The organism is Pseudescherichia sp., from assembly GCF_031998825.1.
GTDB lineage: Bacteria > Pseudomonadota > Gammaproteobacteria > Enterobacterales > Enterobacteriaceae > Pseudescherichia.
In genome coordinates this window covers 95,921-113,491 of sequence record NZ_DAMACX010000007.1, presented here as the reverse complement: position 1 = coordinate 113,491, position 17,571 = coordinate 95,921, and the positions used below count along the sequence as shown (strand labels likewise).

General features: G+C 57.3%; 16 protein-coding genes. 15 read left to right on the top strand and 1 reads right to left on the bottom strand.

All coding sequences use genetic code 11. The features are described from left to right. Positions 1-5 precede the first annotated feature (5 nt). On the bottom strand, positions 6-434 hold the full coding sequence (gene uspC, locus RTP97_RS05565; RefSeq protein ID WP_312411669.1) for a universal stress protein UspC: 429 nt from the start codon (positions 432-434) through the stop codon (positions 6-8). 791 nt (positions 435-1,225) lie between these two features. Here uspC and flhD point away from each other — a divergent pair. The 15 genes from flhD (at position 1,226) to RTP97_RS05490 (ending at position 17,558) form a co-directional block, all read left to right on the top strand. Continuing rightward, positions 1,226-1,579, top strand: a complete 354-nt coding sequence (gene flhD, locus RTP97_RS05560) for a flagellar transcriptional regulator FlhD (protein WP_312411666.1) — start codon at positions 1,226-1,228, stop codon at positions 1,577-1,579. 2 nt (positions 1,580-1,581) lie between these two features. Then, positions 1,582-2,160 (top strand): flagellar transcriptional regulator FlhC, encoded by a 579-nt coding sequence (gene flhC / locus RTP97_RS05555; RefSeq protein ID WP_312411712.1) that lies wholly within the window; start codon positions 1,582-1,584, stop codon positions 2,158-2,160. 126 nt (positions 2,161-2,286) lie between these two features. Continuing rightward, positions 2,287-3,174 (top strand): flagellar motor stator protein MotA, encoded by an 888-nt coding sequence (gene motA, locus RTP97_RS05550; protein WP_312209265.1) that lies wholly within the window; start codon positions 2,287-2,289, stop codon positions 3,172-3,174. Further along, entirely contained in the window at positions 3,171-4,100 is a 930-nt protein-coding gene (gene motB, locus RTP97_RS05545) for a flagellar motor protein MotB (protein WP_312411664.1), read from the top strand. The genes motA and motB overlap by 4 nt, the downstream gene beginning before the upstream one ends. Before the next feature lie 4 nt (positions 4,101-4,104). Then, entirely contained in the window at positions 4,105-6,141 is a 2,037-nt protein-coding gene (cheA, locus tag RTP97_RS05540) for a chemotaxis protein CheA (RefSeq protein ID WP_312411662.1), read from the top strand. Positions 6,142-6,162: 21 nt separating this feature from the next. Next, positions 6,163-6,666 carry a chemotaxis protein CheW gene (gene cheW, locus RTP97_RS05535; RefSeq protein ID WP_312411660.1) on the top strand — a complete coding sequence of 168 codons (504 nt, stop codon included), beginning with the start codon at positions 6,163-6,165 and terminating at the stop codon, positions 6,664-6,666. 319 nt (positions 6,667-6,985) lie between these two features. Next, positions 6,986-7,555, top strand: a complete 570-nt coding sequence (locus RTP97_RS05530; protein ID WP_312411659.1) for a spore coat U domain-containing protein — start codon at positions 6,986-6,988, stop codon at positions 7,553-7,555. 82 nt (positions 7,556-7,637) lie between these two features. After that, on the top strand, positions 7,638-8,120 hold the full coding sequence (locus RTP97_RS05525) for a spore coat U domain-containing protein (protein ID WP_312411709.1): 483 nt from the start codon (positions 7,638-7,640) through the stop codon (positions 8,118-8,120). 21 nt (positions 8,121-8,141) lie between these two features. Beyond that, positions 8,142-8,903, top strand: a complete 762-nt coding sequence (locus RTP97_RS05520; RefSeq protein WP_409455923.1) for a molecular chaperone — start codon at positions 8,142-8,144, stop codon at positions 8,901-8,903. After that, positions 8,879-11,260 (top strand): fimbria/pilus outer membrane usher protein, encoded by a 2,382-nt coding sequence (locus tag RTP97_RS05515; RefSeq protein WP_312411658.1) that lies wholly within the window; start codon positions 8,879-8,881, stop codon positions 11,258-11,260. Before RTP97_RS05520 ends, RTP97_RS05515 begins: the two co-directional genes overlap by 25 nt. Next, the gene (locus RTP97_RS05510) at positions 11,260-12,225 is read left to right on the top strand and encodes a spore coat U domain-containing protein (protein ID WP_312411657.1); all 966 of its coding nucleotides are present in this window, start codon (positions 11,260-11,262) and stop codon (positions 12,223-12,225) included. Before RTP97_RS05515 ends, RTP97_RS05510 begins: the two co-directional genes overlap by 1 nt. A gap of 98 nt (positions 12,226-12,323) precedes the next feature. Then, positions 12,324-13,985 (top strand): methyl-accepting chemotaxis protein II, encoded by a 1,662-nt coding sequence (gene tar, locus RTP97_RS05505; RefSeq protein ID WP_312411655.1) that lies wholly within the window; start codon positions 12,324-12,326, stop codon positions 13,983-13,985. Positions 13,986-14,027: 42 nt separating this feature from the next. Further along, on the top strand, positions 14,028-15,626 hold the full coding sequence (tap, locus tag RTP97_RS05500) for a methyl-accepting chemotaxis protein IV (protein ID WP_312411654.1): 1,599 nt from the start codon (positions 14,028-14,030) through the stop codon (positions 15,624-15,626). 19 nt (positions 15,627-15,645) lie between these two features. After that, entirely contained in the window at positions 15,646-16,512 is an 867-nt protein-coding gene (cheR, locus tag RTP97_RS05495; protein WP_312411652.1) for a protein-glutamate O-methyltransferase CheR, read from the top strand. Further along, positions 16,509-17,558, top strand: a complete 1,050-nt coding sequence (locus RTP97_RS05490) for a chemotaxis response regulator protein-glutamate methylesterase (RefSeq protein WP_144818575.1) — start codon at positions 16,509-16,511, stop codon at positions 17,556-17,558. The genes cheR and RTP97_RS05490 overlap by 4 nt, the downstream gene beginning before the upstream one ends. Positions 17,559-17,571 lie beyond the last annotated feature (13 nt).

Sequence of the window (17,571 nt, the reverse complement as noted above, 5' to 3'; positions counted from 1 at the left end):
GGGCGCTATACGTCATCCAACGGTACCAGCAGCACGTCCACTTTACAGGCTCCCACCACGCCTTTTGCCGAACAGGCTGCCCGCGAAAAAAAACGCTGATTGTGATTACCGTAAATAACCAGATCGATCCCCTCCCGCTCGCAAAGATGTGAAATATTTTCACTCAGTTCACCTGAGGCAATTATTGTTTTTGCAATGGGATAATTCGCCTGCGCAATTAACGCCTGCATAAATTGCTGTGCCTCTTCCTGCATGAGATCGCGCAGATTCTCCAGCATAGGCGCAGCAAACTGATTATACATTTCGGGATCGTTAGCCAGAGTAAGTAGGCTAATACGTGCCTGGCATGGCCGCGCGATAGAAACTGCTTTTTTGAGCAGCAGATGACTTTCTGAATCAATGGCGACAGCCACCAACAGATGAGAATAGCTCATATCTCGCTCCTTAACGGAGTATGAACCCTTGACGTATCTTTACCTTTTTCTTACAAAACTTGCAACCAAAAAAGTGTGACAGAGCTGTGAACATTATCATAAATATTCATTAATTATTCCATCGGGTGGAATCGCGCCCTCAGTGAATATGTTAACGAAATTTAAACACTTAATGCAAATTTTGCGAATTTTATTGCGCAATATAATGTGCTCTCACGCATCCGTTAACAAATTTGCAATCATTTTACACGTTTTTAGAGTTAGTTTAGCACCGCTTTAATATATTGATAATTAATATTATTTTTAAATAGCCCTACTCAATCCATGCCTATTCAGCTTAAAAAGCTAGCACAAAGTCGGAGGTCTAATGACTGGTCATCAAATAGCATATAAAGCTGCATGTCTATTCGTCGAAAAAGAATAGAAAAGACGCTCTATAGTACAAAAAGTAAACAATCACTAAGTCGAAAGTATGGATTTCTATAAAATATTCACGTAAATTATGTGACGTAGATCACATTATTTTCAAATTATTCATTAGAGCCAATTGTATGTCCTACGGGTCGCGAGTACAGTTGCGTCGCTTTAGGAAAAATCTTAGTTAATTATAAGAATTGATTGAGAGCGTAACGGAGAGAGGTGGCACAGCAATGCGATCGCCGTCACGTTAAACAACAAAATTTAAACGATGCATTTTGCCTTATCTTTTTAATACCGGGTTTTTTCCCGGCGACATCACGGGGTGCGGCCTGGCCGCATAAGACACTAGTTGGTTATTTTGGATGGGAAAAATGCATACATCCGAGCTGCTGAAACATATCTATGACATCAACCTGTCATATTTACTGCTGGCACAGCGTTTAATTAGTCAGGACAAAGCCTCCGCCATGTTCCGCCTGGGCATTAGCGAAGAGATGGCCACTACCATGGGTGAATTGACGCTGCCGCAGATGGTTAAATTAGCTGAAACCAATCAGCTTATCTGCCAGTTTCGTTTTGATAGTCATCAGACCATTACTCGTCTGACTCAGGAATCCCGTGTAGACGATCTGCAGCAGATCCATACCGGTATTATGCTCTCAACGCGTCTCCTTAATGAGAGCAACCAGGGTGCTGACGCAGCGTCCCGGAAGAAAAGGGCTTAATGATGACTGAGAAGAGCATTGTCCAGGAAGCGCGTGATATTCAACTCGCAATGGAACTGATTACGCTGGGCGCGCGTTTGCAAATGCTGGAGAGCGAAACGCAGCTCAGCCGGGGCCGCCTCATCAAACTCTATAAAGAACTTCGTGGTAGCCCGCCGCCGAAAGGGATGCTCCCCTTTTCAACCGACTGGTTTATGACGTGGGAACAGAATATTCACGCCTCAATGTTCTGCAATGCCTGGCAGTTCTTGCTGAAAACAGGCCTCTGCAGCGGTGTTGACGCGGTAATTAAAGCGTATCGCCTCTATCTGGAACAGTGCCCGCAGCCGGAAGAGGGGCCGCTGTTAGCCCTGACGCGTGCGTGGACGTTAGTCCGTTTTGTTGAGAGCGGGATGCTGGAACTTTCAAGCTGCAACTGCTGCGGCGGCAATTTTATTACCCATGCTCACCAGCCCGTAGGGAGTTTTGCCTGCAGTTTGTGCCAGCCGCCTTCTAGGGCCGTAAAAAGACGTAAACTTTCCCCGGAAGCTGCCGATATTATTCCACAACTGCTGGATGAACAGATCAAACAGGCTGTTTAACGTAACGGCGTGGGTAACACTCCAGCAGCGGTAAGCAATTACCGCTGCTTTTTTTTGCCTCCCCGTTGGGTTTTTAGCCCCAAAACTGTTTTTCCTTGCCTTAGTCAACAGCGGAAGGATGATGTCGTGCTGATCTTATTAGGTTACCTTGTTGTTCTCGGTACAGTCTTTGGCGGTTATATGATGACCGGCGGACACCTTGGGGCACTTTATCAACCGGCTGAGCTGATTATTATCGGCGGTGCGGGCGTGGGTGCGTTTATTGTGGGCAACAACGGCAAAGCGATCAAAGGAACGCTTAAGGCGCTTCCGCTGCTGTTTCGTCGCTCCAAATACACAAAAGCTGTCTATATGGATCTTCTGGCGCTGCTCTATCGCCTGATGGCCAAGTCGCGTCAGCAGGGGATGTTCTCCCTTGAGCGTGATATTGAGAATCCAAAAGAGAGCGAAATTTTTGCCAACTATCCGCGGATCCTTGCCGATCCGGTGATGCTGGAGTTCATCGTCGACTATCTGCGCCTGATCATCAGCGGCAACATGAACACCTTCGAAATCGAAGCGTTGATGGACGAAGAGATCGAGACCCACGAAAGCGAAGCTGAAGTGCCAGCGAATAGCCTGGCAATGGTCGGCGACTCGCTGCCGGCGTTCGGTATCGTGGCGGCGGTCATGGGCGTGGTCCACGCGCTGGCCTCGGCGGATCGTCCGGCGGCCGAGCTGGGGGCGCTGATTGCCCACGCGATGGTAGGGACCTTCCTCGGTATTCTACTGGCCTACGGCTTTATCTCGCCGCTGGCAACCGTGCTGCGCCAGAAGAGCGCTGAAACCACCAAGATGATGCAGTGCGTGAAGATCACGCTGCTCTCCAACCTGAACGGCTACGCGCCACCGATTGCCGTTGAGTTTGGCCGTAAAACGCTCTACTCCAGCGAGCGTCCATCCTTTGTGGAACTGGATGAGCACGTCCGTGCGGTACGTAACCCAAACCAGCAGACCACGACTGAGGACGCATGAAAAACCAGGCCCATCCTATTGTCGTTGTAAAACGGCGCAAGCATAAGGGGCACGGAGGCGGCTCGCATGGATCCTGGAAGATTGCCTACGCCGACTTTATGACGGCAATGATGGCGTTCTTCCTCGTGATGTGGCTGATCTCAATCTCCAGTCCGAAAGAGCTGATTCAGATTGCAGAGTATTTCCGCACCCCGCTGGCGACCTCCATTGCCGGCGGTCCGCGGATCTCCAACAGCGACAGCCCGATCCCCGGTGGCGGCGATGACGTCACCCAACAGAAAGGGGAGGTGCAGCGCCAGCCCAATATCGACGAGCTGCGCCAGAAGATGGAGCAGTCCCGCCTGAGCAAACTGCGTGGCGATCTCGACCAGCTGATCGAGGCCGATCCCAAGCTGCGCGCCCTGCGTCCGCACCTGAAGATTGACCTGGTGCAGGAGGGGCTGCGCATCCAGATTATCGATAGCCAGAACCGGCCGATGTTTAAAACCGGCAGCGCCGAAGTGGAACCCTACATGCGCGATATTTTACGTGCTATTGCGCCGGTGCTGAACAATATTCCGAACCGTATTAGCCTCTCTGGCCATACCGATGACTTCCCGTATGCCAATGGCGAACGCGGGTATAGCAACTGGGAGCTGTCTGCGGATCGCGCTAACGCCTCGCGGCGCGAGCTGGTCGTGGGCGGGCTGGACGACGGTAAAGTGCTACGCGTGGTTGGCATGGCTGCCACCATGCGCGTGAGTGACAAAGGCGCTGATGACGCCGTTAACCGTCGCATTAGCCTCCTGGTGCTGAATAAACAAGCAGAACAGGCAATTCTGCACGAAAACGCCGAAAGCCAAAACGAGCCGGTAAGTGTATTACAACAGCCGGGGGCGCAGCCCCAGGCGACCGTTCCCACATCGCCACAACCCGATCCGAGGTGATAGCGTGAGCATGGATATTAGCGATTTTTATCAGACATTTTTTGATGAAGCTGACGAGCTGTTAGCCGACATGGAGCAACACCTGCTGGATCTGGTGCCGGAAGCACCGGATTCAGAGCAGCTCAACGCCATCTTTCGTGCGGCCCACTCCATAAAGGGTGGCGCTGGCACGTTTGGCTTTACCATTTTGCAGGAGACCACGCACCTGATGGAAAACCTGCTGGATGAGGCCCGGCGCGGAGAGATGCAACTCAATACCGATATTATCAACCTGTTTTTGGAAACCAAAGATATTATGCAGGAACAGCTCGACGCCTATAAAAGCTCGCAAGAGCCGGATGCCGCCAGCTTTGAATATATCTGCATTGCGCTGCGCCAGCTGGCGCTGGAAGCGAAAGGCGAAGTGGCTCCCGCTGCGGCCGGTGGCGCAAAGTTGACCGTTGTAGATAATGCCCAGGCCGTCGCCGATGCTGTGCCTGTCACCGCCCCGGCGGCTGGCAACGACGGTAAACTGCGCATTGTTCTGTCGCGCCTGAAAGAGAGCGAAGTCAACCTGCTGGAAGATGAGCTGAAAAATCTGGCGACCCTCAGCGACGTGGTAAAAGGCGCGGATTCTCTGAGCGCGACGCTGGAAGGTGGCGTCAGCGAAGATGATCTGGTTGCTGTGCTCTGCTTTGTCATCGAGCCGGATCAGATTAGCTTTGCCGATGCGCCAGCCCCGGCTGCTACCATCAGCGAGACAGCACCTGCCGCTCCGGCCCCAGAGGCCCAGCCCGTCGCCGCTGCCCCGGTTGCACCGCGTGAGCAGCCTGCGGCCCGTCAGGAGCGCGCAGAAAAACCGGCCCGCGCAAGCGAGTCTACCAGTATCCGCGTCGCCGTTGAGAAAGTTGACCAGCTCATCAACCTGGTGGGCGAACTGGTGATCACCCAGTCGATGCTGGCCCAGCGCTCCAACGAGCTGGATCCGGTCAATCATGGCGATCTGATCACCAGCATGGGCCAGCTGCAGCGTAATGCCCGCGATCTGCAGGAGTCGGTGATGTCCATTCGTATGATGCCGATGGAGTACGTCTTCAGCCGCTTCCCGCGGCTGGTACGCGACCTGGCGAGCAAGCTCAACAAGCAGATTGAACTGACGCTGTTGGGTAGCTCCACCGAGCTGGATAAGAGCCTGATCGAGCGCATTATCGATCCGTTAACCCACCTGGTGCGTAACAGCCTGGACCATGGGATTGAGCTCCCGGAAAACCGCGTTGCTGCGGGGAAATCCCCGGTAGGTAACCTGACGCTCTCTGCCGAACATCAGGGCGGCAATATCTGCATCGAAGTGATCGACGACGGCGCAGGCCTGAACCGCGAGCGTATCCTGGCGAAAGCGGTATCGCAAGGCATGGCGGTAAATGAAAACATGACCGACGAAGAGGTTGGCATGCTGATCTTCGCGCCAGGCTTCTCTACCGCAGAGCAGGTGACGGACGTCTCCGGCCGCGGCGTAGGCATGGACGTGGTGAAACGTAACATCCAGGAGATGGGCGGCCACGTTGAGATCCAGTCGAAGCAGGGCGCAGGCACCACCATCCGCATTCTACTGCCGCTGACGCTGGCGATCCTTGACGGTATGTCGGTAAAAGTCGCGGACGAAGTCTTTATCCTGCCGCTGAACGCGGTAATGGAGTCCCTGCAGCCGCGTGAAGAGGATCTGCATCCGCTGGCGGGGGGCGAGCGCGTGCTGGAAGTGCGCGGCGAGTATCTGCCGCTGGTTGAGCTGTGGAAAGTCTTTGACGTCGACGGGGCGAAAACCGAGGCAACGACAGGCATTGTGGTGATCCTCCAGAGCGCAGGCCGTCGCTACGCGCTGCTGGTGGATCAGCTGATTGGTCAGCACCAGGTTGTGGTGAAGAACCTTGAGAGCAACTACCGCAAGGTGCCAGGCATCTCTGCTGCAACCATCCTCGGCGATGGCAGCGTGGCGCTGATCGTCGATGTTTCGGCGTTACAGGGATTAAACCGTGAGCAACGTGTGGCGCACACAGCCGCCTGATTTAGTTAAAAAGGTAAAAATATGACCGGTATGAGTAATGTAACGAAACTGGCTGGTGAGCCATCGGGTCAGGAATTTCTGGTATTCACTTTAGGCGATGAAGAGTACGGCATCGATATCCTGAAAGTGCAGGAGATCCGCGGTTACGATCAGGTAACCCGTATTGCCAACACCCCGGACTTTATCAAAGGGGTAACTAACCTGCGCGGTGTGATCGTGCCCATCGTCGATCTGCGGGTAAAATTTAGCCAGCAGGACGTGGAGTATAACGATAACACCGTGGTGATCGTGCTCAATCTGGGTCAGCGCGTGGTCGGGATTGTGGTTGACGGCGTATCCGACGTGCTGTCGCTGGCGGCCGATCAGATCCGCCCGGCGCCGGAGTTTGCCGTGACCCTGTCAACGGAATATCTTACCGGCCTCGGCGCGCTGGGTGACCGGATGCTGATCCTGGTGAACATCGAGAAGCTGTTGAACAGCGATGAGATGGCCCTGCTGGACAGCGCAGCGGCTCACGTTGCTTGATAACTCTCAACGCTCCCGGCCCCGGGAGCGTTTTTTAACCGCTTTTCACGCCCCTTCCTTACTACTCATTAATAACATTTAAGTTTTGCTTAAACTGCGAATGTAACAACAGACAATATATTGTGAAGTAGATCACGCGATAATGAATATATCATTCACGTTTCGCTTTGTTACCAGCTGTTAACAATGTTAATTCATTGAAAGATAATGCAATTTTATGTCAATACGCTGATGGTTTGAGTGGGACTTTACAGGGTGGTCCTTTGCAACCCCGTAAGCTAAATTTCTGTTAATCCTGCTTTTTAACAGAGGCGACAACATGAACAGAAAAATCCTCCTCGTTTTGGCAAGCGGTGCGCTGGCACTGGCCGGACACTCTGCCTATGCGGTAACCAGCAGTGGGACCATCAACGCGACGTTGACCTTAACCAACGGCTGCCTGATTAACGGCTCGCCGAACCAGAGCGGCATCAACTTCGGCTCTCTGGACTTTGGTACCCATCCCGCGACCTTCTCTGAGCTGACAACCCAGCTCACCGGGGCTAACGGTGGTAACAGCTTCGCTATCCAGTGCACCACCGATACCTACACCGTACAGATCACCGGCACCACCAATACCACGGCGCCTGCCACAGTGATCGGCACACCGGGTACACCAGCGCGCTATCTGGTTAACACCACTAATGCAACGCAGGGAGTGGCCTACAGCCTCTACAGCGACAGCGGCTTCAGTAACATCATCGCCAATGACGCGCCGCTGCCCGTAGCCTCGACCGCTGGCGGGGTGAATAACTACACCCTCTTTGGCCGCATCCAGGGCGGTGGCAACAGCGTGACCGTCGTTCCCGGTACCTATACCGATACAATTAACGTGAGCGTCATCTACTGACGCCAGCGCAATGAAACCTGAGGGAGTCGCTACTCTCCCGGCGCCAGGCCGAAGCATGCTGTGCATCGTCTTCGGGCTGGGAATGCTGGGATGGGCAGGGATCGCCGCCGCGCTGACGGTCAGCACCCAGTCGTTTCAGGTTGGGGCAACGATTGCGGCAGGGTGCTCGGTAGCCAGCGGCAGCAATGGCCTGCTGGGCACGCTGGACTTCGGGAGCCGTAGCGGCGTAGCAAGCGGTCAGGTCACCACCAGCTTTGTTCCTAACAGTGCGCTCTCGCTCGCCTGCACCCCCGGCGTAGCGTTAAGCATGAGCATCAACGGCGGTCTGCACTACGGCACCGTGCGCAACATGCAGCGCAGCGGGGGAACGGATCGGGTGCCCTACCGGCTCTATCGCAGCAGTACGCTGGCGGCTAATACGGAAGTGGGCGTTAACCAGGCGTATTCGATCACCTATAGCGATAGCAACAACATTGCGCTGACGCTGTTTGGTGCAGCGCAGCTCACGGGGTTTAGCCCCGCAGGAAATTATACCGATCAACTGACCGTAACGTTGTCCTGGTAAGGTCATACAGGGAGAAGGATCATGAAAACCATTATGGGCCGGAGCCTAATAGCAGGAGCCCTGCTGGCGCTGACGGGCATGACGCAGCAGGCGCAGGGCGCCGCAACCATCTTACTTTGGCCGATCGATCCGTGGCTGGCCGCCGATGCTAACGCAACGGAGCTGTGGATCCAGAATCAGGGCGATACGCCAACCACCATGCAGGTGCGCATCATGCGCTGGACCCAGGAGGGTGGACACGAGCGCTACCAGGCCCAGCAGGATGTAGTCGCCAGCCCGCCGATTGTGCGCATTGATAAAGGTGGCAAGCAGCTTATTCGTCTCATTAAGCAGACTCAGGTTCCCGCTGGCATAGAGCAAGGCTACCGGATCATCGTGGATGAGATCCCCCAGCCTGCTAACGGCAATTCGCCGCAGATTGGCCTGAAAATTCAGATGCGCTACTCGATTCCGCTCTTTGTCTATGGCCAGGGCGTGGCGACCACCACCGAGGGGGCAAACCATGCTCTGGTTAACACCCGCGATTTAAGCTGGAGGGTGATCCGCGAAGGGGGCAAACCGGCGCTGGAGGTGCGTAACCGTAGCGATGTACACGTTCGCCTGAGCCAGGTCAGCGTGCAGCAGGGCAGCCAGCGCCGGCAGATGGCGGATGGCCTGCTGGGATACGTGCTGCCGGGCGGGGCGCGCAGCTGGCCGCTCCCCTCTGGTCTCAGCAATCCGACTACCATGACGGCGACGATTAATGCCAGGGATACGCAATGGCAGTCGTCGCCCGCAAACTGATCCTGCCGTTGATGGTGCTGCTGGGGGGAGTGACGGATGCGCTGGCAGAGGAGGGGGACGATGCCCTGCCGCCGCCGGATGCGCAGGCGATCAACGCCCAGGCAGTCTTTCACCTCTCGCTGGTGGTCAACCACTACGATACCGATCTGGTCGTGCCGGTCACCCAGCAGCAGGGACGCTATATTGTCGCCAGCCGCGATCTGCAGCGGGCCGGGATCCCTGCTGAGCATCTGCCCGCAGGCGACGTTGATCTCTCGACCCTGCCTGATGTACGGACCGAATATGATAGCAACCGCCAGCGGCTGCTGCTGTTCGTTCCCCGGGAGTGGGTAGGGGATCGCGCCACCTCCTTTAACGGCGAAAGGGCGCGTGCTAAGCCGCACTATGGTCGGGGCGCGCTGGTAAACTATGACTTTTATACCAGCAGCACCGAGCACGCGGGCAGTCAGGCCTCGCTGTGGCATGAGTTTCGCTACTTCGACAGCAATGCGGTGTTCTCTTCTACCGGTACGCTGCGGGAGTATCTCTCCGGCACCGCCGGACAAAACGAGGGCTATACCCGCTACGACACGACGCTGCTGTTTACCAACGAGGAGAATGCCACCGAGTGGCAGCTGGGGGACGTCATCTCCGACTCGCTGAGCTGGAGCAGCAGCGTGCGGATGGGGGGGATCCGTTACGGACGCGACTTCTCCCTGCGTCCCGATCTGGTCACCTGGCCGCTGCCCGCCTTTACGGGCGAAGCGGCGGTGCCCACGGCGGTGGACGTTTTTATCAACGGTTACCGGGCGGGATCTACCCAGCTCCAGCCCGGTCCCTTTACCCTGACCAATCTGCCCTACATTAACGGGGCGGGAGATGCGGTGCTGGTCACCACCGACGCGCTGGGACGGCAGGTCAGCACTACGCTGCCGTTTTATGTCTCCAGCGACGTGCTGAAAAGCGGCATCAGCGATGGGGCAGTCACCCTTGGCAGCCTGCGGCGTAACTACGGCATCGACGATTTCAACTACGGTCCGGCGGCGGGCAGCGGCTCCCTGCGCTACGGGGTGACGGACTACTTCACCTTTGAAGGCCACGGTGAAGCCGCCGAAGAGCTGGCCCTCGGCGGCGCGGGTGCGGTGGTAAAGCTGGGGCAGTATGGCGTCGTCAACTCATCGTGGACGGAGAGCCGGATGCGCGGCAACAGCGGCAGCCAGCTCAACTGGGGTTACCAGTACAGCACCAGCGTCTTCAGCATCGCCACCCAGCACACCCGCCGCGATCGCGGGTTCGGCAACCTGGCCCTCTACGATCAGACCATCGTTTACGATGACGATCGTCAGCCGCTGGCGACGCTTAGCCGCAACACCGATCAATATTCGCTGACCTTTAACATGGGCGACTATGGCAACGTCGGCGCGGCGTGGATTGGCGTGCGCAGCTTTGATAACCAGAAGACCGAGTTGCTGAACCTCTCCTGGAGCCGGAACCTGTGGGGCAGCAGCAGCCTCTACCTGGCGGCCAGCCATGATAAGCAGCGGGACGACTGGACCTTCGCTATGTCGCTGCAGATCCCCATCGGTGAGCGGGACAGCGCGGCAATCAGCGTGGAGAGAACGCCGGATGCAGGCACCAGCCAGCGCATTAACTATAACCACGCCATGCCTACCGACGGCGGTTTCGGCTGGAATATGGCCTTTGCCCGCCAGCCGCAGTCGGATAACTACCAGCAGGCGACGCTGGGCTGGCGCAATAACAGCGTTGAATTGCAGGGGGGCGGCTACGGCGAGCGCGGGATGATGACCTGGTGGGGCGAGGCGCTGGGTTCACTGGTGCTGATGGACGGCCAGGTTTTTGCGGCTAACAAGATCAACGATGCCTTCGTGGTGGTCAGCACTGGCGGCAATGCCGATGTGCCGGTCAGCTATGAGAACCAGCCGGTGGGTAAGACCAACGACAAAGGCTATCTGCTGGTCAGCGGCGTCTCCGCCTACTATCCCGCCAGCTACAGCATCAACACCCTTAACCTGCCGGCTGATACGCGCCTGAAGGAGACCGAAAAGCGGATTGCCCTGCGCCGCCAGAGCGGCTATCTGGTGGAGTTCCCGATGGAGCAGGAGCGGGTTGCCAGCGTCATCCTGCACGATGAGCAGGGGCAGGCGCTGCCGGTAGGCAGCCAGGTCTACCGGGAAGGCCGATCGCCGACGCCGGTGGGCTATGACGGCATCGCCTTCCTGGAAAACCTCAGCGACGTGAACGCCCTGCGGGTAACCACGCCAGATAACCGCACCTGCTATGCCAGCCTGAGGATCGGCGCAAACCCTGACCATAAATTACAGACCTACGGGCCGCTTACCTGTGAGGAGAGACGCTGATGCGCCGCGCTATTCTGCTTTTTCTGCTGCTGATGGGAGCCAGCCCGCTGGCGTGGTCAGCCTGTACCGTGACCCCGACCAACGGTGTATTTGGCACCGTCACCTCGTTTGCCCTTAACAGCACCGAGCAGGAGATCAGCGGCAATCTGGTGGTTGCGTGCGACGTCGTATTGCTTAACCTGTTAACCAATAACTCCGTGACCATGCAGCTTACCAGTGCAAGCGCCGCGGTCAGTAACCGGGCGATCATGCGTCGCGTTGATAACCCGGCCAGCACCGATACTATTCCGGTGCGGCTGTGCGGGGCCGCAGGGTGCAATAACAACAGCGAAGCGCTGATTGGCGGCAGCTACACCTGGAGCGGAAACGCGCTGCTTGACCTGCTCAGTACCCGTCGCTTTACCCTGCCGATCTATTTTCGCACTCTTTCCGGGCAGACCGTCGCGGCGGGACAGTATCAGGTGACCTTTAACCTCAACGTTACCTATAACATCTGCTCGCTGGGGCTGGCTGGCTGCGGGGCATGGCAAACCGGTACCGTGCCCGTCGCCGTCACGGCAACCATTAATATTACTAACGACTGCATCACCATCACCGCGCCAAACGTCAACTTCGGCAGCGCGCCGCTGGTCAAAAACTTCCCCGCCGTGTCGCAGGGCGTTGCGGTGACCTGCACCAAAGGCAGCGTCTACAGCGTGGGGATCAACAACGGCAGCAACGCCAGCGGCAACGTGCGCAGAATGGCCTCCGGCAATAACCGGCTGAGCTACGAGATCTACAAAGGCAGCACCAGCGAGCGCTGGGGCAGCAGCGGCACCGAACGCTGGGCCAGCAGCGCCTCGTCACTGCTTAGCGCCAACGGCCTGGTGCGTACCTATAACTATACGGCCCGGGTATTAACTAACCAGGCGACGCCGCCCGCCGGAAGCTACAGCGATACGGTGGTGGTGGATATCGCCTTTTAATCAGCCAGGCGCATAGCGGATTATTTCCCTTTCGCAAATGTAAAGTTCCCACCACACATGCCGATAACACCGTTAATAAGTCATCAATAAGGTGTTGCATGTTGAACCGTATCCGCGTTGTCACAATGCTCATGATGGTGCTGGTGGTTTTTGCACTTCTACAGCTGGTATCAGGTGGGCTTCTGTTTTCGTCGCTGAAACAGAATCAGCAGAGTTTTGCTGACGCTAACGATCTTCGCCAGCAGCAGACCGAGCTGACCAAAACCTGGGAGCTGATGCTGCAGACGCGCATTAACCTCAGTCGTTCGTCAGCCCGGATGATGATGGATCCGGCCAATCAGCAGAGCAGCGCCAAAACCGATCTGCTGAAGAGCGCCCATGCTTCGCTCGCCGATGCGGCACAACACTACGACGCCTACAAAGCGCTGCCGCCGGTGCCTGCCATGGCCGAGGTGAGCCAGCAGCTTGATGAGAAGTACCGCACCTATAATGCTGCGCTCACGGAGCTGATCCAGTTCCTGGAGAGCGGCAATATGGACGCCTTCTTTGCCCAGCCGACCCAGGGAATGCAGAATGCAATGGGTGACGCGCTCGGGCAGTATGCTCAGCTCAGCAGCGAGCTATACCTCGACGCCTTTACCCAGAGCACTCACGACTACCGTTTCGCCCAGTGGCAGATGGCGATCCTCGCCCTGGCGCTGGTGACCGTGCTGGCTGCGGTGTGGTACGGCATTCGTCATATCCTACTTAATCCGCTGGCTAATGTGATCCGTCACATTCGCGACATCGCCAGCGGCGATCTCACCCGGACGCTGGTCATTAACGGCAAAAACGAAATTACCGAGCTGGCGGACAGCGTAGAGCATATGCAGCGCTCGCTGATCGATACCGTTACCAACGTGCGCAAAGGGTCGGACGCTATCTACAGCGGCACCAGCGAAATCGCCGCCGGTAACAACGATCTCTCCTCCCGTACCGAGCAGCAGGCCTCCGCGCTGGAGCAGACTGCCGCCAGCATGGAGCAGCTCACCGCCACCGTGAAGCAGAACGCCGACAATGCCCGTCAGGCCTCGCAGCTGGCGCTCAGCGCCTCCGAGACGGCCGGACGCGGGGGTAAAGTGGTGGACGGCGTAGTGAAAACCATGCACGACATCGCCACCAGCTCGAAGAAAATTGCCGACATCACCAGCGTGATCGACAGCATCGCTTTCCAGACCAATATTCTGGCGCTCAACGCCGCCGTAGAGGCTGCCCGCGCGGGCGAGCAGGGGCGCGGCTTTGCCGTGGTCGCAGGCGAGGTGCGTAACCTCGCCAGCCGCAGCGCCAACGCAGCCAAAGAGATCAAAGCCTTAATTGAAGATTCCGTCTCGCGCGTGGATACCGGCTCGGTGCTGGTTGAGAGCGCCGGGGAGACCATGAACGATATCGTCAACGCGGTGACCCGGGTGACCGACATTATGGGCGAAATTGCCTCCGCATCTGATGAGCAGAGCAAAGGCATCGACCAGGTGGCGCTGGCGGTATCGGAGATGGACAGAGTGACACAGCAGAACGCGTCGCTGGTAGAAGAGTCTGCGGCTGCGGCCGCAGCATTAGAAGAACAGGCCAGTCGACTCACGCAGGCGGTCTCTGCTTTCCGCCTTGCCGCCGTCCCTGAAAATCCGGCGCAACGCCGCTCGCCAGGCGGGGAGTTCGTTTCCGCCCCGGTTAGCAGGCGTCAGCTCAGTACCGGACAGGATGATAACTGGGAAACTTTTTGATCGTATTGATATTGCGGCGTTAGCCGCCTGATGGGAGCGTAGATGTTTAATCGTATTCGTATCTCGACCACACTGTTTATCTTACTGATTGTTTGCGGCCTGTTGCTTGTGGGAAGCAACGGCCTCTCTTTTTGGGCCTTCCGCGATGGTTTTCAGCATCTGGAGCAGGTTGAAAAGAGCAACCACCAGCGCAACACGCTGGCCCAGATGCGCGCCGTTTTATTGCAGACCAGCACCTCGCTGAACAAGGCCGGCACGCTGACCGCCTTAAGCTATCCGCCGGATGATATCAAAGGGCTGATGAGCTCGGCGCGCAGCAATTTGCAGCTCGCCACCGACCAGCTTAAAGAGTTTGAAGGGATCGAGGCGATCTCACCGGAAGGGGAGAAGCTTAAAGAGCAGGCGAAGGCCACCTACAGCACCTGGATGAGTGACTTAGAGCATCAGGCGACCTGGCTGGAAAACAACCAACTCTCTGATTTTATGACCGCGCCGGTGCAGCAGTCCCAGGAGGCGTTTGAGGCGACCTTTACCGCCTGGCAGCACTATATCGATCGCTTTGTGGTGACCGCGACGTCAGCCAGCCGCGCTAACTACCACATGTCGGCGGCAACCTTTACTACCGTGTTGATTCTGGCCGCGGGGCTGATCTCAGCGGGGCTGTTCTGGTCGCGCAGGATGATCGTGCAGCCGCTGGCGATTATCAGCAGTCACTTTGACAGCATTGCCGGGGGCGATCTGGCCCGGCCAATTTCGGTCTATGGCCGAAACGAAATCTCAGCCATTTTTGCCAGCCTGCAGAAGATGCAGACCGCGCTGCGCGCCACGGTAGCTAACGTGCGTGAAGGCAGCGTGTCGATGCACACCGGCATCTCAGAAATTGCTGCGGGCAATAACGATCTCTCGGCGCGTACCGAGCAGCAGGCGGCGTCGCTGGCGGAAACCGCCGCCAGTATGGAGCAGCTTACCGCGACGGTTGCCCAGAACGCGGACAACGCTCGTCAGGCGTCGGTGCTCTCTCACGGCGCAGCGGAAACGGCGAGAAAGGGCGGGGAGCAGACTTCGCGGGTGTCAGACACCATGCACGAAATTGCCACCAGCTCGCAAAAGATTGGCGACATCATCAGCGTGATCGACGGCATTGCCTTCCAGACCAACATCCTGGCGCTGAACGCCGCCGTTGAAGCGGCCCGAGCCGGCGAGCAGGGGCGCGGCTTTGCTGTCGTGGCTGGCGAGGTGCGCAACCTGGCTAGCCGCAGCGCTAATGCAGCCAAAGAGATCAAAGGATTAATTGAAGATTCGGTTGCCCGCGTGCAGCAGGGTTCAGACCTGGTGGATACGGCAGCGCAGACCATGACGGACATCGTCCGCTCGGTCACCCAGGTCAATGACATCATGGGCGAAATTGCTTCCGCCTCCGATGAGCAGCGCCGGGGTATTGAGCAGGTCGCGCTGGCGGTCAGCCAGATGGATCAGGTCACACAGCAGAACGCCTCTCTGGTAGAGGAGGCGGCTGCAGCAACCGAGCAGTTAGCGCACCAGGCGGATCGTCTGACATCCCAGGTTGCGGTATTTAAGTTAGATGAGCACGTCGGCCAACCCGAAGTGGCACCGCCCAGGGCCGTGCCGGCACTATCCTGAATGTAATTAAGAAGGCGCTATGACATCATCACTGCCCAACGGGCAAACGTCATTGACTATGCAGTTCCCTCAGCGCCTCGCGCTGTCCGACGCGCATTTCCGTCGGATATGTCAATTGATTTACCAGCGTGCGGGGATCGTGCTGGCTGACCATAAGCGAGACATGGTCTACAACAGGCTGGTTCGCCGCCTGCGCACGCTGGGGCTGGATGATTTTGGTCGCTACCTGAGCATGCTGGAAGCGAACCAGAGCAGCGCCGAGTGGCAGGCATTTATCAACTCGCTGACCACTAACCTGACCGCCTTCTTCCGCGAAGCTCATCACTTCCCGGTGCTGGCCGATCACGCCCGCAAGCACAGCGGTGAGTACCGCGTCTGGAGCGCCGCCGCGTCGACCGGCGAGGAGCCCTACTCGCTCGCCATCACCCTGGCGGATGCGCTGGGGATGGTGCAGGGGCGCTGGAAAGTGATCGCCAGCGATATCGACACTGAGGTGCTGGAGAAAGCCCGCAGCGGCATCTACCGCCTGGACGAGCTGAAAACGCTCTCCCCCCAGCAGCTGCAGCGCTACTTCATGCGCGGCACCGGGCCTCATGCCGGGCTGGTGCGGGTGCGCCAGGAGCTGGCGAACTTCGTCGACTTCCAGTCGCTCAACCTGCTGGATAAGCAGTACCAGGTGCCGGGACCGTTCGATGCCATCTTCTGTCGTAACGTGATGATCTATTTTGATAAAACGACGCAGCAGGACATATTGCGTCGCTTTGCTCCAATGCTTAAGCCCGATGGACTGCTGTTCGCCGGGCATTCGGAGAATTTCAGCAACCTTGTGCGCGAGTTTACCCTGCGTGGGCAGACCGTTTATGCGCTGAGTAAGGATAAAGCATGAGTAAAATCAGGGTACTGTCTGTTGATGATTCGGCGCTGATGCGCCAGATCATGACTGAAATTATCAACAGCCACAGTGATATGGAGATGGTTGCTACCGCGCCGGATCCGCTGGTCGCGCGGGATTTGATCAAGAAATACAATCCTGATGTCCTGACCCTGGACGTCGAAATGCCGCGCATGGACGGCCTCGATTTTCTTGAGAAGCTGATGCGCCTGCGGCCGATGCCGGTGGTGATGGTCTCCTCCCTGACCGGGAAAGGCTCTGAAGTTACGCTGCGCGCGCTGGAGCTGGGGGCAATTGACTTCGTCACCAAGCCGCAGCTGGGGATCCGCGAAGGAATGCTCGCCTACAGCGAAATGATTGCTGAGAAGGTACGTACCGCATCGCGGGCCAAGCTGGCCGCGCATAATCCGGTCTCTGCCCCGGCGACCCTGAAAGCCGGGCCGCTGTTAAGCTCGGAAAAACTGCTGGCGATCGGCGCGTCAACCGGCGGAACCGAGGCAATTCGTCATGTACTCCAGCCATTGCCGCTCTCCAGTCCCGGTATTCTTATTACCCAGCATATGCCGCCGGGCTTTACCCGCTCCTTTGCCGAGCGGTTAAACAAGCTCTGTCAGATCAGCGTAAAAGAGGCCGAGGACGGCGAGCGTGTGCTGCCGGGCCACGCCTATATTGCTCCTGGCGATAAGCATATGGAGCTGGCGCGCAGCGGCGCAAACTATCAGATCAAAATTCACGACGGGCCGCCGGTTAACCGGCATCGTCCGGCGGTAGATGTACTGTTTCATTCGGTCGCAAAACACGCGGGGCGCAACGCCGTGGGGGTGATCCTCACCGGTATGGGCAACGATGGCGCGGCCGGCATGTTAGCAATGCACCAGGCGGGCGCCTGGACGATTGCGCAAAATGAAGCAAGTTGTGTGGTGTTCGGCATGCCGCGCGAAGCTATCAATATGGGTGGCGTAAGCGAAGTGGTCGATCTTAGTCAGGTAAGTCAGCAGATGCTGGCAAAAATCAGTGCCGGACAGGCAATACGTATTTAACGAGGAGTGTAGT

What these genes read in the sequence shown, in the direction of transcription:
- RTP97_RS05530 (WP_312411659.1), top strand. Translation starts at nt 6,986, where the DNA reads ATGAACAGAAAAATCCTCCTCGTTTTGGCAAGCGGTGCGCTGGCACTG.
- flhC (WP_312411712.1), top strand. Translation starts at nt 1,582, where the DNA reads ATGACTGAGAAGAGCATTGTCCAGGAAGCGCGTGATATTCAACTCGCA.
- RTP97_RS05525 (WP_312411709.1), top strand. Translation starts at nt 7,638, where the DNA reads ATGCTGGGATGGGCAGGGATCGCCGCCGCGCTGACGGTCAGCACCCAG.
- uspC (WP_312411669.1), bottom strand. Translation starts at nt 434, where the DNA reads ATGAGCTATTCTCATCTGTTGGTGGCTGTCGCCATTGATTCAGAAAGT.
- RTP97_RS05520 (WP_409455923.1), top strand. Translation starts at nt 8,142, where the DNA reads ATGAAAACCATTATGGGCCGGAGCCTAATAGCAGGAGCCCTGCTGGCG.
- tap (WP_312411654.1), top strand. Translation starts at nt 14,028, where the DNA reads ATGTTTAATCGTATTCGTATCTCGACCACACTGTTTATCTTACTGATT.
- tar (WP_312411655.1), top strand. Translation starts at nt 12,324, where the DNA reads ATGTTGAACCGTATCCGCGTTGTCACAATGCTCATGATGGTGCTGGTG.
- RTP97_RS05515 (WP_312411658.1), top strand. Translation starts at nt 8,879, where the DNA reads ATGGCAGTCGTCGCCCGCAAACTGATCCTGCCGTTGATGGTGCTGCTG.
- RTP97_RS05490 (WP_144818575.1), top strand. Translation starts at nt 16,509, where the DNA reads ATGAGTAAAATCAGGGTACTGTCTGTTGATGATTCGGCGCTGATGCGC.
- cheR (WP_312411652.1), top strand. Translation starts at nt 15,646, where the DNA reads ATGACATCATCACTGCCCAACGGGCAAACGTCATTGACTATGCAGTTC.
- motB (WP_312411664.1), top strand. Translation starts at nt 3,171, where the DNA reads ATGAAAAACCAGGCCCATCCTATTGTCGTTGTAAAACGGCGCAAGCAT.
- flhD (WP_312411666.1), top strand. Translation starts at nt 1,226, where the DNA reads ATGCATACATCCGAGCTGCTGAAACATATCTATGACATCAACCTGTCA.
- cheW (WP_312411660.1), top strand. Translation starts at nt 6,163, where the DNA reads ATGACCGGTATGAGTAATGTAACGAAACTGGCTGGTGAGCCATCGGGT.
- RTP97_RS05510 (WP_312411657.1), top strand. Translation starts at nt 11,260, where the DNA reads ATGCGCCGCGCTATTCTGCTTTTTCTGCTGCTGATGGGAGCCAGCCCG.